General features: G+C 34.8%; 19 protein-coding genes and 1 tRNA gene. 12 read left to right on the top strand and 8 right to left on the bottom strand.

Translation table 11 applies throughout. The features are described 5' to 3' along the window. Positions 1-102: 102 nt before the first annotated feature. Positions 103-2700, top strand: coding sequence for an outer membrane beta-barrel family protein (locus tag HGP29_RS05670; protein WP_235958264.1), 2598 nt, complete (start codon positions 103-105; stop codon positions 2698-2700). 64 nt (positions 2701-2764) lie between these two features. On the opposite strand, the gene HGP29_RS05665 is transcribed toward HGP29_RS05670, so the two are convergent. Next, the gene (locus HGP29_RS05665; protein WP_211093211.1) at positions 2765-3892 is read right to left on the bottom strand and encodes an NTP transferase domain-containing protein; all 1128 of its coding nucleotides are present in this window, start codon (positions 3890-3892) and stop codon (positions 2765-2767) included. Further along, a complete protein-coding gene (moaC, locus tag HGP29_RS05660) occupies positions 3892-4386 on the bottom strand; it encodes a cyclic pyranopterin monophosphate synthase MoaC (RefSeq protein WP_168881399.1) in 495 nt (164 codons plus the stop codon). Before moaC ends, HGP29_RS05665 begins: the two co-directional genes overlap by 1 nt. 55 nt (positions 4387-4441) lie before the next feature. On the opposite strand from moaC, the gene HGP29_RS05655 reads away from it, so the two are divergent. Together HGP29_RS05655 and HGP29_RS05650 are read left to right on the top strand one after the other, a co-directional pair. Further along, positions 4442-5659 (top strand): molybdopterin molybdotransferase MoeA, encoded by a 1218-nt coding sequence (locus tag HGP29_RS05655; RefSeq protein WP_168881398.1) that lies wholly within the window; start codon positions 4442-4444, stop codon positions 5657-5659. Between the two features lie 3 nt (positions 5660-5662). After that, positions 5663-6028: a DUF7009 family protein gene (locus HGP29_RS05650; RefSeq protein WP_168881397.1), complete on the top strand. Its 366-nt coding sequence runs from the start codon at positions 5663-5665 to the stop codon at positions 6026-6028. A 363-nt stretch (positions 6029-6391) separates the two neighbouring features. Here the strand turns inward: HGP29_RS05650 and nadB are convergent, their stop codons facing one another. The 3 genes from nadB to HGP29_RS05635 form a co-directional block, all read right to left on the bottom strand. Next, positions 6392-7975 (bottom strand): L-aspartate oxidase, encoded by a 1584-nt coding sequence (nadB, locus tag HGP29_RS05645; protein WP_168881396.1) that lies wholly within the window; start codon positions 7973-7975, stop codon positions 6392-6394. Positions 7976-8051: 76 nt separating this feature from the next. After that, positions 8052-8990, bottom strand: a complete 939-nt coding sequence (nadA, locus tag HGP29_RS05640; RefSeq protein WP_168882073.1) for a quinolinate synthase NadA — start codon at positions 8988-8990, stop codon at positions 8052-8054. Positions 8991-9508: 518 nt separating this feature from the next. Further along, positions 9509-10342, bottom strand: coding sequence for a mechanosensitive ion channel family protein (locus HGP29_RS05635; protein WP_168881395.1), 834 nt, complete (start codon positions 10340-10342; stop codon positions 9509-9511). Between the two features lie 129 nt (positions 10343-10471). On the opposite strand from HGP29_RS05635, the gene lpcA reads away from it, so the two are divergent. Next, complete coding sequence (gene lpcA, locus HGP29_RS05630) at positions 10472-11056, top strand: D-sedoheptulose 7-phosphate isomerase (RefSeq protein WP_168881394.1); 585 nt, start codon at positions 10472-10474, stop codon at positions 11054-11056. Between the two features lie 13 nt (positions 11057-11069). Here the strand turns inward: lpcA and HGP29_RS05625 are convergent, their stop codons facing one another. After that, the gene (locus tag HGP29_RS05625) at positions 11070-13253 is read right to left on the bottom strand and encodes a tetratricopeptide repeat-containing sensor histidine kinase (protein ID WP_168881393.1); all 2184 of its coding nucleotides are present in this window, start codon (positions 13251-13253) and stop codon (positions 11070-11072) included. Between the two features lie 113 nt (positions 13254-13366). Beyond that, a complete protein-coding gene (locus tag HGP29_RS05620; RefSeq protein WP_168881392.1) occupies positions 13367-14188 on the bottom strand; it encodes a hypothetical protein in 822 nt (273 codons plus the stop codon). Positions 14189-14389: 201 nt separating this feature from the next. On the opposite strand from HGP29_RS05620, the gene cysC reads away from it, so the two are divergent. The 5 genes from cysC to HGP29_RS05595 all read left to right on the top strand — a co-directional run bounded on the left by cysC (position 14390) and on the right by HGP29_RS05595 (position 20433). Further along, positions 14390-15004 carry an adenylyl-sulfate kinase gene (cysC, locus tag HGP29_RS05615; RefSeq protein ID WP_168881391.1) on the top strand — a complete coding sequence of 205 codons (615 nt, stop codon included), beginning with the start codon at positions 14390-14392 and terminating at the stop codon, positions 15002-15004. Between the two features lie 6 nt (positions 15005-15010). Continuing rightward, entirely contained in the window at positions 15011-15913 is a 903-nt protein-coding gene (gene cysD, locus HGP29_RS05610) for a sulfate adenylyltransferase subunit CysD (RefSeq protein WP_168881390.1), read from the top strand. A 19-nt stretch (positions 15914-15932) separates the two neighbouring features. Then, positions 15933-17249, top strand: a complete 1317-nt coding sequence (locus tag HGP29_RS05605; RefSeq protein ID WP_235958263.1) for a sulfate adenylyltransferase subunit 1 — start codon at positions 15933-15935, stop codon at positions 17247-17249. Between the two features lie 155 nt (positions 17250-17404). Further along, positions 17405-17983: a DUF3109 family protein gene (locus HGP29_RS05600; protein WP_168881389.1), complete on the top strand. Its 579-nt coding sequence runs from the start codon at positions 17405-17407 to the stop codon at positions 17981-17983. Positions 17984-18024: 41 nt separating this feature from the next. Then, entirely contained in the window at positions 18025-20433 is a 2409-nt protein-coding gene (locus HGP29_RS05595; RefSeq protein ID WP_168881388.1) for an endonuclease MutS2, read from the top strand. A gap of 310 nt (positions 20434-20743) precedes the next feature. Here the strand turns inward: HGP29_RS05595 and HGP29_RS05590 are convergent, their stop codons facing one another. Continuing rightward, positions 20744-22420, bottom strand: coding sequence for an alanine/glycine:cation symporter family protein (locus tag HGP29_RS05590; protein ID WP_168881387.1), 1677 nt, complete (start codon positions 22418-22420; stop codon positions 20744-20746). A gap of 525 nt (positions 22421-22945) precedes the next feature. On the opposite strand from HGP29_RS05590, the gene thrS reads away from it, so the two are divergent. The 3 genes from thrS (at position 22946) to HGP29_RS05575 (ending at position 26415) form a co-directional block, all read left to right on the top strand. Continuing rightward, positions 22946-24871, top strand: a complete 1926-nt coding sequence (gene thrS / locus HGP29_RS05585; RefSeq protein WP_168881386.1) for a threonine--tRNA ligase — start codon at positions 22946-22948, stop codon at positions 24869-24871. A gap of 87 nt (positions 24872-24958) precedes the next feature. Further along, positions 24959-26161 (top strand): L-2-hydroxyglutarate oxidase, encoded by a 1203-nt coding sequence (gene lhgO, locus HGP29_RS05580; protein WP_168882071.1) that lies wholly within the window; start codon positions 24959-24961, stop codon positions 26159-26161. 176 nt (positions 26162-26337) lie between these two features. After that, positions 26338-26415, top strand: a tRNA-Val gene (locus HGP29_RS05575). Positions 26416-26474 lie beyond the last annotated feature (59 nt).

Below are 26474 nucleotides of genomic sequence, written 5' to 3'. Positions count from 1 at the left end.
CCAAGAAATTTTATTTTCAAATAGTCCATTACATAAAATACAAAAGTTGTTAATTGCGACATATTTTAAAATGTGTTGACTACGTACAACTAATCTCTTGAAATGAAGAACAAAGAACAATTAAAAAGAATCCTAGCAGTGTGGCTAATGTGTATGCTGGGACTGACCTCATTTATCAACGCTCAATCAAAAATCACTGGACAAGTAATTGAAAAAAATCAAAATGCACCCATTGAGTACGCAACAGTAGCTTTATATAATCAGGCCGATAACTCACTGGTTACAGGGGTGGTATCAGCAGGTGAAGGAAAGTTTACTATCAACAAAGTAAAAGAAGGTACATATAAAATCACTATTGGTTTTATGGGGTTTGAAACTTTTACCAAAGAGAATATCTCTGTTGTAAAAGGTAGTAATGTCAATTTAGGTCAGGTGACATTAAATGAAGATAGCCAAATGCTCGACGAAATTGAGGTAAAAGGAGAGCAGTTAACTGCTGTTACAAAAGTAGATCGTCAGGTTTATGATGCAACAAAATTTGAAAATGCAGCAGGTGGTACAGCAACAGATGTACTTAAAAATATGCCTTCTGTAAGTATCAACGCTGAAGGTGATCTTGCAGTAAGAGGATCATCAGGATTTGTAGTATTATTAAACGGAAAACCTATCCAGTCTGATGCAGCTACAATTCTGAACCAACTTCCTGCAAACTCTATTAAAAATGTGGAGGTGATTACTGCTCCTTCTGCAAAATATGATTCAGAAGGTAAGGCGGGTATTATTAATATCATTACAACTAAGGGTGCTTCTGACGGAATGTATGCACAAGTGAACGTTCGTTATGGATTACCAAGTATCGAAAATTATGATAATGCCAATAATCCGTTGAGATACGGTGGAGACTTTACAATTGCTCAGCAAAAAGAAAAATTCAATTGGGCATTAGGAGCTTCTTACCAAAGAAATGATAAATCAGGAAGAAGAGAAGGTGATGTTTGGACACAAATTGATGATGATCCGAAGTTTATATTCCCATCAGATGGTGAGCGTTCATATGTTGAAGAAAACTACTCTGCGAACCTTTCATTAGGCTTTGATCCAAATGATAATAATAGTTTCAATTTTGCTGCAATGGGTGGTATTAGAGATAAAACTCGTTTAGCAGATATCTATTATTATGATAATCATTTCGAAGGTGATCCAGAGTCTTTTCAATACTATAACCACAACTCTAGAAATAGACAATCAGACTTCTTCGTTACAAGTTTGGATTATGCTCATACTTTCCAAAACTCGTCAAAATTATCAGCGTCTGTTCTTTACGAATATACTTTGTTAGGCGGACCAACTTTTAACGATAACCAAAAGTACGATTTTTCAACACCTGCAGATCAACAGTATTATTATCTAAAAGAAAGAAATACTAACGAGAACCCATTACATGGTTTCAGAGCAAATATTGATTATAGCTTTAAGCCATCAAAGTTAGGGCAATTTGAAGTAGGGTATCAGTTTAGAACATTAGATCATAAAGGTGATTTCTTATACGAAAGAGAGGTAATTGATCCTGAAACTGGTAAAGCAACAGGTGAATGGGAAGTAGTTGATAATTACTCTTCAAACTTAAACTTATCGAGAAATATTCACTCAGCGTACGGTCAATTGGCTGGTCAGAAAGGTGATTGGACTTATGGTGTAGGTGTAAGAGCAGAATATATGGATCGTCAAGTAGATTACTTAGGCTATCAAAATGGTCAGTTAGAACCTGAGTCAAATAGAGAGGTGAAGAACTATGACTACTTTAAGTTATTCCCATCAGCAAATTTACAATATCAAGTAAATGATGGTTTAGCGTTAAAAACAGCCTACAGTAAGCGTGTTGAAAGAACAACAACTTTCAAGATGAACCCTTTCAAAGAAAAAGAACATTCAGAAACTTTAGAACAAGGTGATGCAGATCTAGAGCCTGAATTTATTGATTTGGTTGAATTAGGAGCTGTACAAGAAATCGGTGATCATACGATCTTCTTAACAGGATATTTCAGAAATACTCAAAACCTAATCAACAGAACAAATACTTTCGATAGTGATTCGGTGTTAAACCGTATTTATACTAATGTAGGTACTAGCAAAGTTTTTGGTGTAGAAGTAGGAACATCATTGAAATTGACTGATTGGTGGGATTTTTATGCAGGTGGTAACTTCTATCATCAACATATTTCTGGAGAATTTAATTATGATGATACTGATAATGATTGGGTAATCAATATCCCTGTAGATACAAAAGCATGGCAATATAGCTTTAACTTAAACACTACATTTAAGATTACTCCAACGTTGTCAACGAACTTCTCATTCAACTACTTATCAGAAAGAGTTACCGCTCAAGGTGAAGATTCAAGATTCTATACACCAAACCTTTCTGTGAAGAAAACATTTATGGATAACCGTTTAACTGTTAATGTGCAATGGTTGAATATGGATATGGGATTGTTAAACACAAACGAACAACGTATCACAACAAGAGGAGATTATACAGCAGTATTGGCTGATGGTTCTACACAAAGACAACAGTTTTATACTACTACAAACTATGTTTATGAAGTTGATCAAATCATGATCAATGTGACATATAACTTCAATAGTTTGAAGAACAAGTCTAAGAAGGTGAAATCAGAATTTGGATCTAAAGAATTCTAGAACCAATGTGTTTTTAGTCTGAAAAGAAAAAGCCTTGAGTATTTGATGTACTCAAGGCTTTTTTTTATTTCAACTTGGCTTTTATCTCATTAAAGTCTTCTTTAGTATTTGCATTCACCATTTCTTCTTCTTTATCAGCAATTAAAAGCTCAATATCAGAATTGATTAATGCTTTTCGAGGACAAGAATATCCCCAGCTTAAATATTCAAGAAGGGTTCCATAGGCTTTTGGTTCCCAAATACATATTAAAGGTTCAGGAAAATCCATTGTTGGGCTTTTGAAAGATGTAGCTACCTTATTGCTATTTCTATTACTAACTAGTTGATCTAACGAATGCTCAGAAAGTAATGGTAGGTCACAAGCGATAACTAACCATGCTGCATTAGGGTCATTTTGAAAAGCAGATAATATACCTCCCATAGGACCTAGACCGACGAATTTATCAGCAATTTGTGATGCTTCTTGGTATGTATCACTTTCTGAAGCAACAGAAACATGAACTTCACTACAATATTTTTCCAGCAGTTCTTTTGCGTATTTCCATTGTGGTTGACCATGGTAATTAAGTACCGATTTATCTTCACCCATTCTAGTACTCTTACCTCCTGTTAGTACCAAACCTTTTAATGGTGGTGTGGTAAACGTTTTGTCTAGAAATGTTTCGATACTATCCAGTACATCTTCATCGTCTAAACTATAATGAGGAAGGTTCTTCAACTCAGGTTTTTCTGAAAGAAGTTCTTCGGGAATCTCATTAACTCCTTTTGAAAAGATAACACCTATAGGATTGGTAATCTTAGCCAGCTTTTTTATTAATGGTTTTCTGTCATCAATAAATAATAGCTGTTTAGCTGCCTTATAGTGATTACCATTTACAAAAACTAAGTCATTGTAATGAAAGAATTTCCTTTTCTCAAAATCATTGTACGCATGTAAAGCATCAATTCTGTGGAAGTTGATCTTATCAGTGACTTGTGTTGTAGCATCGCCAAGAATAGATTTGTTCAATTCTTCCTCATCACTTTTATGGTCCATATCTAAGAAGGCAGGGTTTCTTCTAGATAATCTATGCGTAAGTTCTCCTACAAAACTCTTGATATCACCGCAGGTTGTACCCATTATTGCTACTTCATTTGGAGCAAAGTTGCCCATCGTTCTACGGTTCATTTTAGCATGTTTTTGGTGCTTCATTATCTATCGAAATCTGTTTTTCCTCCTGATTTGTGATATAACTTGGTTTCTTTAATTACAATATCCTGTGATAATGCTTTACACATATCATAGATTGTTAAAGCAGCCACTGAAGCACCTGTTAATGCTTCCATCTCTACACCCGTTTTTGAAGTTACTTTTGCAGTACTTTTAATTGTTAATTGAGTTTCTGAAGTCCATTCGATCTCAATTTTACACTTATCAAGTGGAAGAGGATGGCAAAGTGGGATTAATTCTGATGTTTTTTTTGTTCCCATGACTCCTGCAATAATCGCCGTTTGAAAAATAGAACCTTTTTTCGTAAGATTATCCTGTTTTTGGATAGTCTGTGCTACTTCCAAAGGAAATTCAACGATGGATTGTGCGATTGCTACTCGGGTAGTTATATTTTTATCACCAACATCTACCATAGAAGGGTTGCCTTCTTGGTCTAAATGTGTTAGCGTAGATTTTTGTTCGTCTTGATTTTTCATAAAAAAGTATACTTAAAAAGTAATCAGGCTTCAATTTCTCAATAAACAAACTACAATGCAAAATCAATTGATAGAACCTTCACTTGTTGATGAGATTATTTCTAAAGTAAGCTTAGCGATAGGTACAGAAAAAGTAAACTTACAAGAGGCTTTAGGAAAGACATTAGCAGAAGATATACATGCGGATAGGGATTTTCCTCCATTTAATAGGGTAGCTATGGATGGTATTGGAATCCACGACTCAATGTTGAATCCAAATGGGAATACATTTTTAGTAGAAGGTGTACAAGCTGCAGGAGCACCTCAACTTACATTAAAAGAAAATACGAACTGTATTGAAGTAATGACGGGTTCTATGCTTCCTGAGGGTGCAAATGTAGTCATCCCTTACGAATGGACTGAAAAGCAAGGTGATAAAATTACAGTGTCAGACTTTAAGCATGCTGAGTTCATGACGAATATTCATCAGCAAGGAGTTGATCAGAAAAAAGGAGATGTGATTTTATCCAAAGGACAACAAATTACTTCAGCAGAAATTGGTGTTTTAGCTACTGTTGGGTATGATCAAGTAGAAGTTATAGCAGCTCCTAAAATTGCAGTGATTGCAACTGGAGATGAATTGGTAGCAGTTAATGAAGTACCTAAGGATTATCAAATCAGAATGTCAAATTGCTATTCGTTACAGGCTACTTTAAAAGACAATGGGTGTCAATCGGATATATATCATTTAGTTGATGAATATGATTTGTTGAAAACAAAAATAGAGAACTTATCTAATGAGTATGATATACTCGTTTTTAGTGGGGGAGTTTCTAAAGGTAAGTTTGATTACTTGCCTAAAGTCTTTGATGAATTGGGTATAGTAAAACAGTTTCATGGTGTGAAACAAAGACCTGGAAAACCATTCTGGTTTGGTATCACAAAAGATGAAAAAGCGGTATTTGCTTTACCTGGAAACCCTGTTTCAACATTTTTATGTTCAAATCGTTATTTGTTGCCATGGTTGACTCATCAATTGAAAAATAATCAAGATAATCTCCCAACAAAGGCGTATCTTGATGTTGATTATTCATTCAAAAAGCCATTGACCTATTTTCTTCAAGTAAAGACCTATTTTGATGAAACTGGAAGACTAATGGCTCAGCCTGTAACAGGTGGTGGTTCTGGTGATTTATCGAACCTTACTTCAGCAAATGCATTTTTAGAATTGCCAGCTGATCAGGATAACTTTGAGAAAGGACAACAATTACCGATTTGGTTTTATAAAAAATAGATCATGAAATTAAGATTATTAGACAACAGTATCAGACTTCGTTTAAATAAAGAAGATATTGACGAATTATATAGAGAAGGTGAGGTATGGACAACTTCTCAGTTGGGAAAAACTTCTTTTATCTATGGAGTGAAATCTATCGAAAGAGGAGAGATGCATGCTGAGATGGATGGGAATAGATTGCAATTCTTATTAAATGTCGATCAAGTAAAAGAATGGGTGGATACTAATACTGTTGGTTTCTCATCTGTTCAGAAAAATGATGATAATTCAGAATTAAAACTCTTAATCGAAAAAGATTTTAAATGTCTTACTACCCGAGATGAGGACGAAAGTAAAAACTTTGAAAATCCGAATTCGACTTGTTAAGATAAAACAGGAATAAATAAAAAGGCGTAAGTAACTACATAAAGTAATACTTACGCCTTTATTATTTAATTATTATTTCAACTTTTGCTTGGCATTTTTTACATGATCCAAGATGATGAATAATACGTTCTTTATTTGGGAAGTTTGGATGATATAATGCTTTTTTAATATCTCTTATATCAGGGCATTTCCGAATTTTGAAAATGTAGTATCCTCTTGCAATAACAGTACACAAGAAGATATAGATTAGTATTTGAAGCATGATAGGTAAAAATAGTTTGCTAAAAAATAAAGTTAAGATCTAAGCTTGTAATCACAAAAACTTAAATCTTAACTTTAATAATTTCCAATACCAATACTCAATTACTTGTTCTCGTAGTCGATAGAGTAATGCAATCCTATATTTTCATGCCTTTCTTTAGCTCCGCTGATCACTAAATAACAAATAGTAATCATATTACGAAGCTCACAAAGAGGCTGGGAAATAACTGTTTTTTTGTATAGATCTTCTGTCTCGTTATAGATTAATGCAGTTCTTTTGAATGCTCTATTTAAACGTTCATTGGATCTGACAATACCTACATAATTAGACATTACTCTTTGTAAATCACTTCTTGATTGTGAAATCAATACCATTTCTTCAGGTACTGTGGTTCCATCCTTATTCCAATCAGGAATTAGCTCTTGCCACTCTGTAGTGTCTATAAGTTGTAGAGCAGTTTCAAAAGCTTCATGAGCATATACAGCGGCTTCTAACAAAGAATTAGATGCCAAGCGGTTTGCTCCATGTAAACCAGTACAAGTACATTCACCACAAGCCAATAAGTTCTTGATAGAAGTTTCTGCTTTTGTATTTACTACAATTCCACCACATAGATAATGCGATGCTGGAGCAACTGGAATAAAATCTTTCGAAATATCAATCCCTTGCTTCAGGCAATGTTCGTAAATAGATGGGAAGTGGCTCTTTAACTCTTTTTCATCGATAACAGAAGCATCTAACCAAACATGGTCTTTACCTTCTCTTTTCATTTCAGAGTCAATTGCTCTAGCAACAATATCTCTTGGTGCTAAAGATCCTCTTTCATCATATCGTTTTACAAAATCTTCGCCCTTACTATTTCTAAGTATAGCACCAGCGCCACGCATAGCTTCTGTAATTAAAAAAGCATTGCCCTCATGACCTCGCTGATACATGGCAGTAGGGTGGAACTGTACAAACTCCATTTGTGCTACATGACCTTTTGCTCTATAGGTCATAGCAATTCCATCACCTGTAGCTACACTTGGGTTAGTGGTTGTTTTATATACTTGTCCAATACCACCAGTTGCTAATAATGTAACTTTAGAAAGGATGGTTTCTACCTCACCAGAGACTTTATTTAAAGCATAAACGCCATAGCACTGGGTGTCTTTTCTGTATCTTGTTACATCCTGACCTAAGTGATGTTGTGTAATTAAGTCAACAGCAAAATAGTCGGAAAGAATTTCAACATTGTCATATTTCTTGATGGCATCAAGTAAGGCGCGTTGAATTTCTTGTCCTGTAACATCTTTAAAATGTAGGATACGGTGATCAGAGTGCCCTCCTTCCTTGGCTAATTTATAGTCGCCATCGTCCGACTTATCAAATTGGGTGCCCCATTCAATAAGTTCTCGGATTCTATCTGGTCCGTTTTGAACTACTAATTTTACGACTTCTTCGTTATTGATATGAGACCCAGCAACCAATGTGTCATTGATGTGCTTTTCGTAAGAGTCATCAGAGTCAATAACCGCAGCAATACCGCCTTGAGCGTATCTTGTATTGCTTTCGAAAGGTTCATCTTTAGTAATGAGACAGATCTTTGGGTGGAAAGACTTGTCTTGAAAATGTTCGCAAAGTTTTAATGCATAACTTAGTCCTGCAATGCCAGAACCTACGATTAAGAAATCAACTTTTGCCATTGAAATTTGTGATGATAAGTTGAAAAAAAATGCTGCTTCTTTATCGTAAACTTCAGAAACAGCATCTTGTTTTCATTTATGATAATTCAAACATTCTTTCAATTGAGCCAATCGCTTTAACTCGAATGTTTTCTTCTACGTTCACTTCAGGATATTCGTATTGTAAACAGTTGTATACTTTTTCTAATGTATTCATTTTCATGAAGTGACATTCTGAACAAGCACAAGTGTTATCTTCTTTAGACGGAGCAGGGATTAAGTTCTTATTAGGAACCGCTTCTCTCATTTTATGTAAAATACCGGCTTCAGTTGCAACGATATAAGCATCTCCTTCATCTTCCTGTACAAATTTTAAAAGTGCTGCTGTTGAACCAACAAAAGAAGCAACTTTTAATAGTGGCATTTCAGATTCAGGGTGTGCTATAATTTTAGCGTGAGGATTTTCCTTATGTAAATCTAAGATTTTTTCTAAAGCAAAAGCTTCATGAACTACACAAGCACCGTCCCAAAGTAACATATCACGACCAGTCTCCTTCATGATATATTTACCAAGATTTCTATCTGGTGCGAAGATGATTTTTTCATCTTCTGGTAAACTGTTGATGATTTTTAAAGCGTTTGTAGATGTTACAGTGATGTCTGTATACGCTTTAACTTCTGCTGAAGAGTTGATGTAAGTAACAACAGTATGGTCTGGGTGCTGTTTTACAAACTCTGAGAATTCCTTTGCAGGAGCTGCTTCTGCTAATGAACAGCCAGCTTTAAAGTCTGGTAAAATTACTTTTTTCTCAGGATTGATGATTTTTGCAGTTTCCGCCATAAAGTGTACACCTGCAAATAAGATGATGTCTGCGTCAGTTTCTGCTGCCTTTTGTGCTAAAGCTAAACTATCACCAACAAAATCAGCAAGATCTTGGATCTCTGCATCTTGATAATAGTGTGCTAAAAATACGGCGTTTTTCTCCTCCTTTAAGCGAGTTATTTCTTTTTTTAGATCGATAGGCTCATTTTCCATAACGTCAATGAAACCTAATTGATCTGCTCTATCTTTAAGCTCTTGTGTAAGCATCTTTATTTTTTCTCTTCTACGATTACAAAAGTTATCGCAAAGTTAATCAAAGTTTACTAAATCAAATGCTTTTATCAAGAATGAAATATATAAGGAGACTAAATTTTAGGACATTTTTTACAATGTTTTCCTTTGCGTTTATATTTTTTACAGCAATTCTTTTTCTTGCAAGTAACCTCTTCTGTAAACTCTTCAGAAGGTAATGCTAACATCTCTAGAAGTTTGCTGCTAGTTGTCGATACAAAAAGTGGATCTTGAAAATTCATGACCGTTTGTTTATTTAGACTGATTCTATATTGATTGCAATATAATAGCTTAATTGGATTAAATCTAAATTAACTAGAGTTTTTTTTGTTAATCCATTTTCAGTACTGCAGTTTCAAAGGATTTAATTTCATTTTTCACAAAAAAAAAGTCAGTCTTTGTAGTAAGACTGACCTTTTTATGGCTAGAACTAAAGAAGCTTATTCAGGAGCTTCATCTTGTTTCATATGAACCACTCTTTGAGGGAATGGAATTTCAATACCGTTATTATCTAAAGCAATTTTACATGCTTCTAATGTTTCAAATAAAAACTCCCAATAATCTTCTACTTTAAGATGTACCCTTAATTGTAGGTCTACTGAACTATCACCCAAGTTTGTTACCCAAACAACAGGCTTTTCTGGATTTTGAAGTACTCTTTTGTCATCTTTAATAGTGCCCAAAAGAACCTCTCTTGCCTTTTTTATATCCGAGTCGTAAGAAATGCCAATAGGCACATCACATCTTACAAAACCTTCTCTTGTAAAGTTTTTAATGACACCACCTGCTAATGCACCGTTAGGAATAAAAACGTGACGTCTATGTGGTGTAATGATAGTTGTTGCAAATAAACCGATTTCGTCTACCGTACCGATATATCCTTGCGCTTCAATAAATTCACCATTCTTAATTGGACGAAGGGTAAGTAATAAAGCACCACCTGCTACATTGGCTAATGAACCTTGAAGTGCTAAACCAATTGCTAAACCAGCTGAACCAAGCATAGCAATAAACGATGTTGTTTCAACACCAGCCATTCCAATGGCACCAACTATGATGATTACTTTTAGGCCTATTTTTGTTAGTGCAGTAACAAAATCGATCAAGGCATGGTTGTCTCTTGATGTTTTTTTGATTTGCTCGTTGACTAAATGGGCTACTTTATTAGCGATGTAGAATCCGATGATAAGAAATAAGAGACCTTGTCCGGCTTTAACTCCGTAAGTAGAAAGGAAGTTAATGACATACTCTTGCAACTGGGAAGTATTTTCCATTTTGAGTTTTTAAATTTGAATAAGAATGTTTGGTTAATAATTATAAATTTAGAAAGAAATTTTAGTTTTTTGTATCAGTAAAGGCATTTTTGTAAAATAATTAATCAAGTAATTTAATTAAAAATTAGAATGACGGATTTTAACTCCCTAATTATAGGTGAATTGTTAGAGGCTCAGCAAACATTAGAAAAATTTCTATCTGATGAGAGTACAATCAAGTCTATTGAGGCTGCTGCAGACTTATTGGTAGATTCATTTAAAAATGAAGGGAAAGTGATGTCATGTGGTAATGGTGGTTCACATTGTGATGCCATGCATTTTGCTGAAGAATTAACGGGTAGGTATAGAAATGACAGGCCATCAATTGGTGCTATTGCTATATCTGATCCTAGTCATATTTCTTGTGTAAGTAATGATTATGGCTTCGAATATATCTTTTCGCGCTACTTACAAGGAGTAGGAAGGAAAGGAGATGTCCTGTTTGCATTAAGTACAAGCGGTAATTCTCAGAATATCATTAACGCTATTGAAGTGGCTAAAGATAAAGGAATTAAGGTTATCGCTTTAACAGGCAAAGATGGTGGTAAAATGGCAGGTCTAGCTGATATCGAAATCAGAGTTCCTCACTTTGGTTATGCCGATAGGATTCAAGAAATACATATAAAAGTGATCCATATTATAATCCAACTAATTGAGTTGAAATTAGGATACTAGAAATACTTAGATATTAATCAGAAGAAAGGGGGAGTTGTATTGTAAATGTAGCTCCTCCTTCTTTATTATTAAATGCATTGATTAGTCCTTTATGACTAACAATAATATCCTTACTAATAACTAAGCCTAAACCCAAGCCTTCTTTCTTTGTGGTATAAAACGCTTCAAATAAATGGTCCACGTCTTTAATACCTCCTCCATTATCAGAAACACTAATTCCTACTTTGTTGTCTTTTAACTTCTTAGTAGAGATCTTGATAAACTTATTTTCAAGATTTTGTTCTTTAAGTGCTTGGAATGCATTATCGATGATATTGATAAATACTTGAGATATTTTTCCTCCTAAACAAATAATATTAGGAAGTTTTTCATCGAGTTCTAACGTTACATCTATATCGTCGTACTTATATTTTTTTGTTAATAGGTTGAGTGTTGTATTGATACTATCATTTACGTTAAATTCTTGAGGTACACCATGGTTGGATTTTACGGCATTCTTTAAGTCCTGAGATATTTCTCTGATACGATTGACTCCATCATCAATACCTTGTAAAAGCAAAATAGACTCCTCAACATCTTCCAATAATTCTTCTTTATTTTCAAATTCTTGTTCCTTCACTAAGGTTTTAACCTCCATCATGTTTTCTGTGATAGGAATGATATTATTGATAATAAAATTGATGGGATTATTGATCTCATGAGCTACCACGGCCATCATCTGACCAACAATAGCGAGCTTTTCAGAGCGAACTAATTGCTCATGTATTTTCTTGGTTTGGATTAGATTATCCTCAAGTTCTTTATTTTTTTCAGTGAGCTTTTCGTTAAGTTCTAGAACCTCCACTACCTTTTCACCAATGATGAACTTCTGGTCTTGGATTTCTTTTGTCTTACTTTTTAATGTCTCACTAAACTCTTTAAACCTTTTCGTTTTTTGATTCAATAAGAACAAGATAATGCCTAGCAGTAAAAAGACTACGGATAAAAAGATCAATGCATATTCTCTGTTATCAATCTTCTCCTGAGAAAGGTCGTTTTGTTTGCTTAGTTTATTAATTTCTTCTTCTTTCTCTGCTATTGCCATTGTATTTTCAAGCATCTGAGCTCTCTGCAATTTCTCTTCATCTTGATATAAATGGACATAGTAGATGTATTTCCTTAGAACAATAGCCTCGTTTTGAACATCACCTCTTTTTTTATAAGCTTTTGCTAAAATATCTGTAAGGATAAGGGCCTCCTGTAAAGCGGGTAGTTGTTCTGCTATTTCAAGACCTTTATTTGCCGCTTCAATTGATTTTGAAATACGGTTTTGGTCTAGATATACTTTTGCAATTTTACCCAGTACTCTAGCTTGTCTCAAAGGTTGTTGTAAATCAATAAACCCTTTATAGGCATCACCATAATATTTTAAAACAATTCCTAGGCTATCCTGTGAACTATTGTAATAAGTTTCACCAATTAACGCCTCGACTGTATGTTTTAAGCTTTGATAATCAGTTTTCTGTGCTAGGTCGAAGACTTTAAGGAATTCTTGCCTCGCTAAATAAGGATCACCTGCAGCCAAATAAGCTTCACCAATATTCAGGTGTGCTCCAGCAATCTTTTGAAGATTATTATCGAGTAACCTGTTTTCAAGCATTTTTTGGAAATGCATAAGTGCTAGATCATATTTTCCTCTTGAAAGCTGAATTTTTCCGATCATCTCATTACAATAGCCAATCATTTCATTGTCTTGTAATTGATCAGCAATTTTTGATGCTTCATTTAAATTTTTCAGCGCTTCAAAATGATCTCCCTCAAATTGAAAAAGAGTACCAATATTGATGTAAGAATAACCTTTTTGTTGTAAATCATTGTTGATGTCTGCTTGTAGCATTGCTTGTTTAAAGTAGTCAAAAGCAGTACCGTAATCGCCTTTATTTCTAATTGCGACACCAATAAGGTTCAAAACTTTAGCTCTTTCTCTAAACTTAGGATTGTCTTCAGTAATTTTTAGTAATAATTCACCATATACTACAGCAGTATCAGGATACAAATCTCGAGATTCCCAAACGAGATTTATATAAGTTTTATATAATTTATTTCCTTTTTGTTTTTCTATTTCTTCTTTTAAACTATCGATTTTAGCTTGCTGAGAGAAAGAAGGGGAGCTAAAGATGACAAGAAGAAAAATAGATAAAGTAATATATATTTTCATCACGAATAAGTGCTTCTGTGATTGGTTTATTCAACTAGTGTATTTCAAACAGATAGTATACCTTAAATAAAATAATATATGAATATACTAACTTATTTAATTACTTATGAATTTTAATCGTTAATCGAATTAAAGTTGATAACATATTTATTGCTTCCTGAATTATAAATTAACAACTCATTGTCGTTTAAGTTGTTGATATTGTGATTGTAACTAACAAATTGCCTAGTATTCTGCTCTGCATTCCAAATAAATGGAATTGACTTGATATTTTGCATTAATTGAAAGCCTAGTTGCGCAAAACTCTTACCATCAGACCAATCATTGTCAGTATAGGTCATGATATCATCTGGTGAGTAGTCAATAATAAACTGCTTCAAGACTTTACTTATACCTCCCATTATTGTAAATCCATTTTTATTGCAATACCGAATTAACTCATAGGATTCATGGCCAATATTTGTTTTGGTCATTTTCCTTTTGCCACTAAATGAGGCGACACCTACGAGTTGATCTTTAAGAAATAAGCCATACTTAATCTTAGCATTTGTAGGATCGTTGGTGTGGTTCTCTTTTAAAAATGAATCTAAGGTAGGCTTGTCAATTTTTTCAACAGTAATTGATCGTCCATAAATAGTTTTTGATATTCCTAATGCCCCATTTATCCTCGAAAGACAAGCTGCTGTATTATGGAAATAAACGTCAGACCACAATTGAATCACCTGATAGTTAGGGAAATTATCTTTAAACTTTATCAAGCTCTCTGCATCATTATGCCATTGACTGTTTTTTTCTGAAATGAATAAGAGGTGTATGATAATTTTTTGATGATTAACATGAATGTAAGGGTATGGAGAAACTTTTATATTTTCTTCAACCTTATAGTCAATGGAATGATCGTCTAAATGCTTTAATAAAGATGTGTAGTGACCCATTTGAATATTTATACTCTTATTGTTAATTATTTTAAATACTATTAATAATTGAAGTGTTTATTTATCATTTTGATCATGGTTTTCTTAATTTTTTTTGAAAATCTTTGTAATAGATGACCGTTACTATATATTTGCCTACTAAATATATAGGGTAATGGAATTTATGTAAATTATACACAATTACTCTAATCAATAAAAGTTATGAGCGAAGCTACGAATATTCATCCTATTTTTAATTCTATTCTATCAAGAGAGAAAAAAGAAGGATTATTAAAACAGAACGGAGTAGTACTTTGGATGACTGGTTTATCAGGTTCAGGAAAAAGTACCTTAGCAAGAGCATTGGAGTTTGCTTTACACGACCTTGGTTATTTTACAATGCTATTGGATGGTGATAACCTTAGAACAGGAGTGAATAGCAACCTTGGTTTTTCAGAAGAAGACCGAAAAGAAAATGTGAGAAGATCAGCAGAAGTGTCAAAACTTTTTGCTTCTGCAGGAATCATCACTATCTGTTCTTTAATTAGCCCAACAGAGGAAATTAGAGATGCAGCCAAAGAAATCATTGGCGAAGAAGATTTTAAACAAGTATTTATTGATGCTCCTTTTGAAGTGTGTGCAGAACGTGATGTAAAAGGACTTTATAAAAAAGCATTGGCTGGCGAAATTAAAAACTTTACAGGATTAGATTCTCCTTTTGAGACACCTGCAAATCCTTTCGTAAGAATCCCAACTGCTGAACAGAGTTTGGAAGAAAGCTTAAAGCAACTTCTTGAAGCTGTTCTACCAATAATTAAATTAACAGAAAACAAATAATTTTTTATGTCTCATACACTGACACACCTGAAACAGCTTGAATCCGAAGCTATCTATATTTTTAGAGAAGTAGCGGCTCAATTTGAAAGACCAGCTATCTTATTCTCTGGTGGAAAGGACTCTATTGTCATGGTACATTTAGCAAGAAAAGCTTTCTGGCCAGGTAAAGTTCCCTTCCCTTTAATCCATATCGATACAGGACATAACTTCCCAGAAGCTATTGAGTATAGAGACTGGATGGTTAAAGAATTTGACCTTGATTTGATCGTAGGTTCAGTGCAGGGCTCTATCGATAAAGGTACTGCAGTAGAAGAAAGAGGGGTAAACCCAAGTAGAAACGGTCTTCAGGCAATTACTTTATTGGAAACATTAGAAGAGTATAAAGTAGATGCTGCCTTTGGTGGAGGACGTCGTGATGAGGAAAAAGCAAGAGCGAAAGAGCGTTTCTTCTCTCACCGTGATGAATTCGGTCAGTGGAATCCAAAAAATCAAAGACCTGAATTGTGGAGTCTTTATAATGGACACTACAATGAGGAAGAGCATTTCCGTATTTTCCCAATTTCAAACTGGACGGAAATGGATGTATGGCAATACATTGCATTAGAGAAAATTGCATTGCCTTCTATCTACTTTGCTCATAAGAGAAATATTGTTGAACGTAATGGAATCCTATTGGCAGAGTCTCCATGGAATACACTGTTGGAAGGAGAGAAATACGAAGAAAGATTAATTAGATACCGTACACTTGGAGACATGACTTGTACAGGTGCTGTATCTTCTGATGCAGATGATTTGACAGGTATTATTCAGGAAGTAGCTTCTTCTAAAGTGACTGAAAGAGGTAACAGATCGGATGATAAACGATCAGAAGCGGCAATGGAAGAACGTAAACTTCAAGGGTATTTCTAATCTAACTAACAACAAAAGCATGAGCGAAGTATTAAACAATCCGAGCATAAAAAGAGAAGATTCTACAGCAGCTGTAGATCAGGCATATATGAATATGGACTTGCTCCGTTTCACTACTGCAGGTAGTGTTGATGACGGAAAAAGTACATTGATTGGTCGTCTAATGTACGACACAAAACAGATCTTTGAAGATCAGTTGGAAGCAATTGAGAAGTCTTCAAAATCAAGAGGTGACGAAAATGTTAACCTTGCATTATTAACAGATGGCTTAAAAGCCGAAAGAGAGCAAGGTATTACTATTGACGTAGCCTACCGTTATTTTGCCACTCCAAAGCGTAAGTTTATTATTGCGGATACTCCAGGTCATATTCAGTATACTCGTAATATGGTAACTGGAGCTTCAACAGCGAACTTGGCCATTATTCTTGTAGATGCAAGAAACGGCGTAGTAGAGCAAACTAAACGTCATACTTTTATCGCATCATTGCTTAAAATTAAGCATATCGTTGTAGCGGTAAATAAGATGGACTTGGTAGACTATTCAGAGGAGCAGTTCAACAAAATTGTAGAAGACTTCAAAGCATTCTCAAGTAAAATTGGTATCGACGATATTCGTTTTATTCCTATCTCAGCATTGAAAGGAGATAACGTAGTGGATGATTCAGAGCGTACACCATGGTACAAGGGTGGTTCTTTATTGACCAACCTGGAAAATGTTGAAATCGATTTGGATTATGATTTGGATAACCCTCGTTTCCCTGTTCAAAGAGTAATTGAAGTAGAAGAAGGTGAAAAAGCTGGATTTAAAGGTTTCGGTGGTAGAATTGACGGTGGTATCTTCAAAGTTGGTGATGCTGTGAAATCATTGCTTACTGGCGAAGAATCAACCATCAAATCTATTGAGACGATGACAGGTCAGTTGGAAGAAGCATTCCCTCCAATGTCAGTTGCTCTTACATTAGAGGCTGATTTGAAGTTGGAAAGAGGTGATATGTTGGTGAAAGTGGGAAACACTCCATCAAATGCCAATGAATTCAGTGCTACTGTATGCTGGATGAATCAAAATGCTTTAAATGTTGGTGACGCATTCCTTCTTAAGCAGACAACAAAAGAAACTACAGCTGTAGTTAGTGAAATTGTTGAGAAGTTGGACATCAATACAATGGAGCATATTGATGAAAAAGAGACATTAAAAATGAATGAAATTGGAGTTGTGAAGATCAAAACAGTAGATCCAATCTTCTTTGATGAATACAAGAAAAATAGAAATACAGGAAGTTTAATTCTTATTGATAAGGATTCTAACGAAACTGTAGCGGCAGGTATGATCAAATAGTTGTCCTTTATTTTTCAAGAAAAGCACCTTAGAATTTAATTTTAAGGTGTTTTTTTTATGCTTTTCAAAAGTTAACGAGTTATCATCTTCTACTTAAGGCATTAATTCCGTTTTTTGTACCTTTGTGAAAAGTCGTAAATAATCTGTTAAACACCGTGATTGTAGTTGATAAAGTTGTTCTTAGTGATGACATGATGGCAAACGAATTCGTTTGTAATTTAGATAAATGTAAAGGAGCTTGTTGCGTTGAAGGAGATCTTGGTGCTCCTCTAAACGAAGACGAACTAGAAAAAATTGAAGGTGTATATGAGGCTGTAAAACCTTATATGTCTGAAGAAGGTATTGCTGAAGTTGAAAAACAAGGTAAATATATCAAGGATTTCGAAGGAGACTTCTCTACACCTACAATTGGAAATAGAGAGTGTGCTTATGCGATCTATGATGAAAAGAAACATTTGCATTGTGCCATCGAAAGAGCATATTTAGATGGTAAAATAGATTATAGAAAACCAATTTCTTGTTATCTATATCCAGCAAGAATTACAAAATACGAAGCATACGATGCTGTAAATTACGATCGTTGGGAGATTTGCTCTGATGCTTGTGTATTAGGTAAGGAATTAAAAGTGCCTGTTTATAAATTCCTGAAAGAACCATTTATTTACAAATATGGAGCTGAATGGTATGCAAAATTAGAACAGGAGATTAAAGACATGAAAGAAAATCTTAGATAGTAGTTACTTAGAACTACTACATATAATACCAAACAAAAAGAATGTTATATCCGAAGAATTTAGAAGAAAAACTTGGTTTTGATAAGCTAAGAGAAATTTTAAAGGATAAATGTAATGGAGAAGTAGGACGTAGTTACGTAGATAAAATGCGTTTTACTTCTGATGAAAGATTTATTAGACAAAGAGCTGCTCAGGTAGATGAGTGTGTAAGAATATATGCATCTGGGGAGTCTTTTCCTCATTCAGGATTTATTGATGTATCTAACTTTTTAGATAAATCAGAGATCATCAATGCGTTTCTTTTAGAAGAAGAATTATTTGATTTAAAAACAGCATTATCCACTTTAAAGGAGTGTTTGCAGTTCTTCAACGCTTGTGATCCAACCTTATACCCCGAACTGGTTAAAATCAGTGAAAATATAGAATTCAACCCAATGATCTTATCACAAATAGATATGATCTTGGATGATAAAGGTAAAATTAGAGATAATGCTTCTCCTGAATTGGTGAGTATTCGTCAGCAGTTAAACAAACAGTTGAACAGTTTGCGATCAAAAACAGCATCTGTTCTTCAGTCCATGAAAAAAAGTGGATATGCTAAAGACGATGCAAAACCAACCTTAAGAGAAGGAAGAATTGTTGTTCCTGTACCTGCAGAACACAAACGTCATGTTACTGGTTTCGTTCATGATGCTTCTTCAACAGGTCAGACCGTCTATATTGAGCCTCAAGAGTTGTTAGATCTAAACAATAGTATTAAAGATCTAGAATTAAGAGAGCGCCAAGAGGTGATTCGTATCTTAACGGAGATTACAAACAAGATCCGCCCTGAGGTTCCGGGTCTTAAAAAAGGAAACAACTATTTGGGTATCATTGATTTTATAAATGCTAAAGCAAAATTTGCTATTCAGCAAGAATCAATAAAACCAGAAATAGTTAATGAACCTCTTATTGCATGGTATCATGTGGCTCATCCCATCCTACTATATTCGTTTACTGAACAAGGAAGGAAAGATGAGGTGGTGCGTCAGAAGATCGAATTAGATGAAGAAAGAGGACGTTTATTATTGATTTCGGGACCAAATGCTGGTGGTAAATCAATTGCAATGCAGACCGTAGCCTTAGTTCAATACATGTTCCAATGTGGTATGCTAGTCCCTATGATGGAAGGTTCCAAAATGGGGGTATTTACTGATATCATGATGGACTATGGTGATGACCAATCTTTAGAAAATGATCTTTCTACATATTCATCGCATTTGACGAACATGAAAGCGATGCTTACAAAAGGTAGTGAAACATCATTGATCCTAATTGATGAATTTGGGTCAGGTACAGAGCCAGAACTAGGTGGTGTAATTGCAGAGTCTATTTTGGATGAGATGAACCATAAGAAAATGTGGGGAGTGATTACTACTCACTATGCTAACTTAAAGTTTTTTGCTGAAAAACAAGTTGGTCTTCAAAATGGAGCAATGCGTTATGATGTTGACAACCTAAAGCCTTTGTATAAGTTAGAACAAGGACAACCGGGTTCATCATTTGCATTAGAAATTGCACAAAAAATTGGGCTCCCTAAGAAAGTATTGAATGTGGCGAGAAATAAAGCTGGCCGTAAGAAAATCAATATGGAGGAATTGCTTAGAAACCTTGAAACGGAGAAGAAAGAACTTCACCAAAAAAATCAAGAAATTAAGCGATTAGAGCAAAAACTTAAATCTTCTGTTGAGAAGTATGATAAACAATCTATTGAGCTAAATAATAAGAAGGCTAAAATTATGAATAAGGCCCGAGAAGAAGCTCAAAAAGTATTGGATACTGCAAATAAGAAGATCGAGTTAACAATTAAGGAGATCAAAGAAGCGAAAGCAGATAAAGAAAAAACAAAGCAACTACGTCAGAATATAGAAAACTTTAGAAACTCGAATCAACCAAGTAAAAAGAATCAAAAACCAGAAGAGGAAGTTTATGAGGTAATTGGGGGTACAATTGTAATCGGAGACGCAGTTAGAGTAAAAGGTCAATCTACAATTGGTGAAGTAGCAGCTTTATCATCACGAGAAGCTGAAATTTTAGTTGGAGAATTACGAACTAAAGTGAAGCTTAATAGATTGGAGAGAATCAGTAAAAAAGCATTTAGAAAAGAAGTGCGAGAAAAGCATTCATCAAACAGTGCTTCATCTAACCTTACTCAGAAAAGAATTGATTTTAATACTCAATTAGATTTAAGAGGTAAAAGAGCAGAAGAAGTGATGTATGATCTTGATGATTTTATGGATTCTGCCATTATGCTTGGAGAAACTGAAGTAAGGATCGTTCATGGAAAAGGGACGGGAGCTCTTAGAGAAGTAGTGAGGAACCATTTAAAATCATTCAGAGGAATTAAGAATATTTCTGATGATCACCCAGATCGAGGAGGAGCAGGTGTTACTGTAATTACATTACGCTAGATGAAATAGCCTTTTGAGAATCTATCTTGAAAGGCTATTTTTTTGTACTCTTTTAATAATTTATTTCAAATATCTTAAAATTAACGTTTGTTAAGTGTTAGATTTTGTTCAACATTGTTTGTTAATAGAAGAATGTTTATATATTTGATAGTACCAAAAGGTAAGATATTGTCTTACTCCTTTGGACTTCATAGCTGGTTGAAATCGTAAATGTAAAAGTTTACGTGCTTTATGTTACTACATAAAGTAAAACGCCCACCTTCGATTTAAAGAAGTTGGGCGTTTTGTGTTTTTAAAGGTAGAAGACTTTTTAGATCTTAATACCGAATTTATCTTTCATATGAGATCTGTAAACCTCAAGGCTTTCTTTCATGTCTTTGCGAAGAATTAGAATACCAATAAGGTTTGGAATCGTCATCAAGGCAATTGTAATACCTGATAGAGTCCAGATAATAGTTGTATCTGCGAAAGAACCGACAAAGAATGCAAATACGTAAACTGCTCGGTAATAAATAACAGACTTGGCACCTAGTAGGAATGTCATCGCTCTGTCACCATAGTAAGACCAAGATATTGCAGTAGAGAAAGCAAAGAGTAATAGACCGATGGATACTATGTACTTACCCCATTCTCCAAAGTAACTTCTAGTAAAGGCAATACTTGTAAGTGGAGCACTATGTACTAACGATTTTCCTCGAATAGCCATTTTCTTTTTCCATTCTACTTTACCTTTTACCACATTCAGTGTACCTGTATATGCTTCACCGTCGATGCTTACTTTAACATCTTCAGCTAAAGATCTTGCATGAAGAAGAGAAACAGTATTTGTAATTTTTCCATTAATTACATTTAAAGAACCAGTGTATGTAGGAAGTTCTTTATCACCACTAATATGAGCAGCTAACAATTCTCTGTCATTATTAGGGTTGGCTTTAGTATCGTCGTATCTGATACTCAAAACTTCTAAATCTGTTCTTTGGAATTTGTTCTCTATTTTTTCTCTCCAAACATTGGAAGAAAGTAATGCTAAACCAGTTAATGAACAAATTACGATAGTATCAATAAATGGTTCTAATATCGCTACCATACCTTCAGAAATAGGCTCTTTTGTTTTTGCGGATGCATGGGCAATAGGTGCAGAACCTTGTCCAGCCTCATTGGAGAATAAACCTCTGTTTACACCTCTATTAAATGCATATGCTAGAGAAGCACCAAGGAAACCACCAGTTGCTGATGTCCCACTAAATATATCTGAAGCAATTCTTTGAATCGAATTTGGAATATTTTCGAAGTTGTAGAAAATTACAGCAACACAACCTATAAAATAGATTAAGGCCATAATTGGTACCAGTTTTTCAGTTACAGAAGCAATTCTGCTAATACCTCCTAAGATTACAAAGGCAAGTAAAACAGATAAGACAGCACCTGTGATATAGTTTTCTAACCCGAATGTAGCATTGATAGAAGAGGCGATACTGTTTACTTGAGGTAAGTTACCTGTACCAAAAGAAGAGAGTACTGTGGCAATCGCAAATAAAACAGCCATCCATTTCATGTTTAATTTATTCTTCATGAAATACATTGGGCCACCAGCCATAGTGCCATCTGCGGTTTTTTCTCTGTATTTGTGAGATAATGATACCTCAACAAATTTTGTTGTCATACCAAAGAAAGCAGTAACAATCATCCAGAATAAAGCGGCAGGGCCACCTAAGTGAATCGCTAATGCAACACCGGCAATGTTACCAGTTCCTACAGTACCAGAAAGAGCAGTTGCCAATGCTTGAAAGTGTGATGTGTCTCCTTCGTCGTCTTGTTCGTCGAATTTTCCTTTGACTACATCAATGGCGTGTTTAAAGAATCGTATTTGAGGAAACTTTAAGTAAACTGTGAAAAATAAGCCTGTTAGCAATAATAAAGCAACAAACCAATCAGAACCCCCGATATAGCTGTCGATAAGACTTAATATCTCGTTTAATTGTTGCATTTCGATAGATTATGAAATTGTAAAGTGTTTATGAGACATGCTTGAAATTCATTTTTTAGTTTATAAATGATCAGTAATTACCATTCACGACTACACAAAAAATTAGTGATATATCAATGAAAAAATCGTTTAGACTTAAATCGTCAAAATTGAACATTTGTCGTTAGAAAAATCATTTCAAACTTCCTGTTTATAGTTTAATATCTTGCGAATTTATTAAAACTTGTGACTAAAACTATAATTTTTCCGATTCTCTGATTTTTTTTCAATAAATGTTAAGGCTCAGAGCTACAAAATAAATGAACAGTTTTTTGTTGATAAACGAATTATAAAAATTGGATTTTTCAATAAATACTTAGTATTAAAAATTCAATAATTTAAACTCCTTTATATTTATTCTATCTGTAATTGTGTGTAAAAGACAAGTAAAAATTGTAGCTTGCACCCCGAAATTCTCACAGCAAAACTTGTGGTCAGTTGTAGGGGCACAAATGGGGGGATTATAATTTAAATTTATATACCACAATGATTAAAATTACATTACCGGATAATTCGGTAAGAGAGTTCGAAAGCGGAGCGTCTTCATTAGATGTAGCAAAAAGCATCAGTGAAGGATTGGCTAGAAACGTACTAGCAGCAGAAGTAAATGGTGAAGTTTGGGATGCTACCAGACCATTGACCGCAGACTCAAATGTAAAATTATTAACGTGGAATGACACGGACGGAAAGTCAACTTTCTGGCACTCTTCAGCTCACTTAATGGCCGAAGCATTAGAAGCTTTATACCCTGGTGTGAAATTGGGTATTGGTCCTTCTATCGAAAATGGATTCTACTATGACGTAGACTTCGGCGATCATGAATTCTCTTCAGAAGAATTAGGAAATGTAGAGAAGAAGATGAAGGAACTAGCGAAGCAAAAAAATATCTACGCACGCGAGGATATTTCTAAAGCTGATGCTGTCAAATACTTCGAAGAAAAAGAAGATCCTTATAAATTAGACCTTTTAGAAGGTTTAGAGGATGGTCAGATCACTTTCTACAAGCAGGGTGAATTCACAGATTTATGCCGTGGACCTCACATTCCTCATACAGGCTTTATTAAAGCAATCAAATTAATGTCTGTAGCAGGTGCTTACTGGAGAGGTGACGAGAAAAATAAAATGTTGACTCGTATCTACGGTATTACATTCCCTAAAGCAAAGGAATTAACAGAATACTTAGAGAGATTAGAGGAAGCAAAGAAAAGAGATCATAGAAAAGTAGGTCAAGAATTAGACTTATTCACTTTCTCTCAAAGTGTAGGCCAAGGTTTGCCATTATGGTTGCCTAAAGGAACAACATTAAGAGAGAGATTAGAAGGTTTCTTAAGAAAAGCACAAAAGAAGGCAGGTTATCAACAAGTAGTTACTCCACATATTGGAGCAAAGGACCTTTATGTTACTTCTGGTCACTATGCAAAATATGGAGAGGATTCATTCCAACCAATCCATACTCCACATGAAGGTGAAGAGTATTTATTGAAGCCAATGAACTGTCCTCATCACTGTGAAATCTACAAAGCTAGACCTCGTTCGTATAGAGATCTACCTGTAAGATTTGCAGAATTTGGTACAGTATATAGATATGAGCAATCAGGTGAATTACACGGATTGACAAGGGTGCGTGGCTTTACTCAAGATGATGCACATATTTTCTGTCGCCCAGATCAGGTAAAAGAAGAGTTCAGTAAAGTAATCGATCTTGTTCTTTATATTTTTGGATCTTTAGGATTTGATGATTACACTGCTCAAATCTCATTACGTGACAAAGAAGATAGATCAAAATATATCGGTAATGAGGCAGATTGGGATAGAGCAGAAAAAGATATCGAAGAGGTAGCGAATGAAAAAGGTCTTAATACTGTAGTTGAATACGGTGAAGCAGCTTTCTATGGTCCTAAATTAGACTTTATGGTGCGTGATGCTTTAGGTAGATCTTGGCAGTTAGGTACTATTCAAGTGGATTACCAATTGCCTCAACGTTTCAAGTTAGAGTATAAAGATTCTGATAACTCAATGAAACAACCGGTAATGATCCACAGAGCACCATTTGGTTCAATGGAACGTTTTATTGCCATTTTAATTGAGCATACAGGAGGTAACTTCCCATTATGGTTAGCGCCTGAGCAGTTTACTGTTCTACCAGTATCGGACAAGTATAACGATTACGCTTACGGTGTGATGAGTAAATTGGAAGAAGCAGGGTTTACAGGAACTGTAGATGCTAGAGCAGAGAAAATCGGTCGTAAAATCCGTGATGCTGAGGTTCAAAAAACACCATACATGTTAATTGTAGGTGAAAAAGAAATGGACGGTAATGCAGTCTCTGTAAGAAAGAAAGGCGAAGGAGATATTGGTACTATGCCAGTGGATGAATTCGTAGAGCTATTCAAAAAGGAAACAACAGTATAACTACTGTACAATAATATTAGGACAATGAGTTGTGACAAAGTTGCAACTCATTGTTTATTTACAAACTAAATAACATACAAGAGAATGGTGTATGATGTAATCATTGTCGGTGCAGGTATCGTTGGGATGGCATCCGCAATGAAAATCAAACAGCAGAAGCCAGACTTGAAAGTTCTTGTCCTGGAAAAAGAAAATGATGTAGCCAAGCACCAAACAGGACATAACAGTGGAGTAATTCACTCTGGTTTATACTACAAGCCTGGAAGTCATAAAGCATTAAATTGTATTGACGGTTATAACCAACTGATTAAGTTCTGTGATGAAGAAGGTGTGAAATATGATCTATGTGGTAAAGTTGTTGTTGCTACTGATGAAAAAGAGTTAGACAACTTAAATACTCTTTACGAAAGAGGTGTTGCCAATGGATTGAAAAACCTTCGCAAATTAACAGCTTCAGAAATTAAAGAGTATGAGCCGTATTGTGCAGGTATTGCAGGCCTTTATGTTCCTCAGACAGGTATTATCGATTACACAGAAGTAACGAAGAAATATCAAGAGATCTTTGAAGATAGACTTGGTGGTGAAGTAAAGTTCAATAATAAAGTAGAAGATGTTAGGTTAGGAAGTATTGGTGTAGAAGTGATCACTAATAAAACTACTTATAGATCGAACTTGATTGTGAACTGTGCTGGTCTCTATAGTGATAGAGTGGCTCAATTAGCTTTAAAGCAATTGGATGTCCGTATTATTCCATTTAGAGGGGAATATTATGAGATAAAGCCAAATAAACATCACTTGGTGAAAAACTTGATTTATCCTGTGCCAGATCCTGCTTTCCCTTTCTTGGGAGTTCATTTTACAAGAATGATTCATGGTGGAGTTGAGGCAGGGCCAAATGCTGTGTTGGCTTACCAAAGAGAAGGTTATACTAAATCTGATATCAATGTAGGAGAGTTATTCGAGTCTCTGACTTGGAAAGGGTTCCTAAAGGTAGCTTCTAAATACTGGCCAACAGGTTTAGGAGAAGTGTACCGTTCATATTCTAAGAAAGCTTTCACAAAAGCATTACAAAGGTTATTACCAGACTTGAAAGAGTCGGATCTTAAACCAGGAGGTTCTGGTGTTCGTGCACAAGCATGTGATAAGAATGGTGGCCTAATTGACGACTTCTTATTTGTTGAAGAAGGACGTATGATTAATGTACTTAATGCACCATCTCCAGCGGCAACATCTAGTATGTCGATTGGTGATACGATTGCAGAAAAAGTAATCAAACGTTTGTCAAAATAGATGAAACAGCATCCGGCGATGAAAATTTGATAAAAATTTCATTTTCTATCCGGTTGAATTTCAAGGAGGAGGTATTTTATTTGATTTTTTTTACATTAGAATGTTTGTCATTAAAATATCTCCTCTTACCTTTGCACTCGCAATGACACAAACGGTGTCTAGGAAATATAATTAATGGGATGTTAGCTCAGTTGGTTTAGAGCACCTGCCTTACAAGCAGGGGGTCATTGGTTCGAATCCAATACGTCCCACCATATTACACAGAAGGTGTAAATGGGGTGTTAGCTCAGTTGGTTTAGAGCACCTGCCTTAC

The organism is Flammeovirga agarivorans, from assembly GCF_012641475.1.
Classification (GTDB): Bacteria; Bacteroidota; Bacteroidia; order Cytophagales; family Flammeovirgaceae; genus Flammeovirga; species Flammeovirga agarivorans.
The sequence above is the reverse complement of the archived record's forward strand: the minus strand, read 5'-3'. Positions and strand labels throughout refer to the sequence as shown.

Bases quoted from the DNA above. Each gene is read 5' to 3' on its own strand.
- HGP29_RS05670 (WP_235958264.1), top strand. From the start codon at position 103: ATGAAGAACAAAGAACAATTAAAAAGAATCCTAGCAGTGTGGCTAATG.
- HGP29_RS05665 (WP_211093211.1), bottom strand. From the start codon at position 3,892: ATGAAGCACCAAAAACATGCTAAAATGAACCGTAGAACGATGGGCAAC.
- moaC (WP_168881399.1), bottom strand. From the start codon at position 4,386: ATGAAAAATCAAGACGAACAAAAATCTACGCTAACACATTTAGACCAA.
- HGP29_RS05655 (WP_168881398.1), top strand. From the start codon at position 4,442: ATGCAAAATCAATTGATAGAACCTTCACTTGTTGATGAGATTATTTCT.
- HGP29_RS05650 (WP_168881397.1), top strand. From the start codon at position 5,663: ATGAAATTAAGATTATTAGACAACAGTATCAGACTTCGTTTAAATAAA.
- nadB (WP_168881396.1), bottom strand. From the start codon at position 7,975: ATGGCAAAAGTTGATTTCTTAATCGTAGGTTCTGGCATTGCAGGACTA.
- nadA (WP_168882073.1), bottom strand. From the start codon at position 8,990: ATGGAAAATGAGCCTATCGATCTAAAAAAAGAAATAACTCGCTTAAAG.
- HGP29_RS05635 (WP_168881395.1), bottom strand. From the start codon at position 10,342: ATGGAAAATACTTCCCAGTTGCAAGAGTATGTCATTAACTTCCTTTCT.
- lpcA (WP_168881394.1), top strand. From the start codon at position 10,472: ATGACGGATTTTAACTCCCTAATTATAGGTGAATTGTTAGAGGCTCAG.
- HGP29_RS05625 (WP_168881393.1), bottom strand. From the start codon at position 13,253: ATGAAAATATATATTACTTTATCTATTTTTCTTCTTGTCATCTTTAGC.
- HGP29_RS05620 (WP_168881392.1), bottom strand. From the start codon at position 14,188: ATGGGTCACTACACATCTTTATTAAAGCATTTAGACGATCATTCCATT.
- cysC (WP_168881391.1), top strand. From the start codon at position 14,390: ATGAGCGAAGCTACGAATATTCATCCTATTTTTAATTCTATTCTATCA.
- cysD (WP_168881390.1), top strand. From the start codon at position 15,011: ATGTCTCATACACTGACACACCTGAAACAGCTTGAATCCGAAGCTATC.
- HGP29_RS05605 (WP_235958263.1), top strand. From the start codon at position 15,933: ATGAGCGAAGTATTAAACAATCCGAGCATAAAAAGAGAAGATTCTACA.
- HGP29_RS05595 (WP_168881388.1), top strand. From the start codon at position 18,025: ATGTTATATCCGAAGAATTTAGAAGAAAAACTTGGTTTTGATAAGCTA.
- HGP29_RS05590 (WP_168881387.1), bottom strand. From the start codon at position 22,420: ATGCAACAATTAAACGAGATATTAAGTCTTATCGACAGCTATATCGGG.
- thrS (WP_168881386.1), top strand. From the start codon at position 22,946: ATGATTAAAATTACATTACCGGATAATTCGGTAAGAGAGTTCGAAAGC.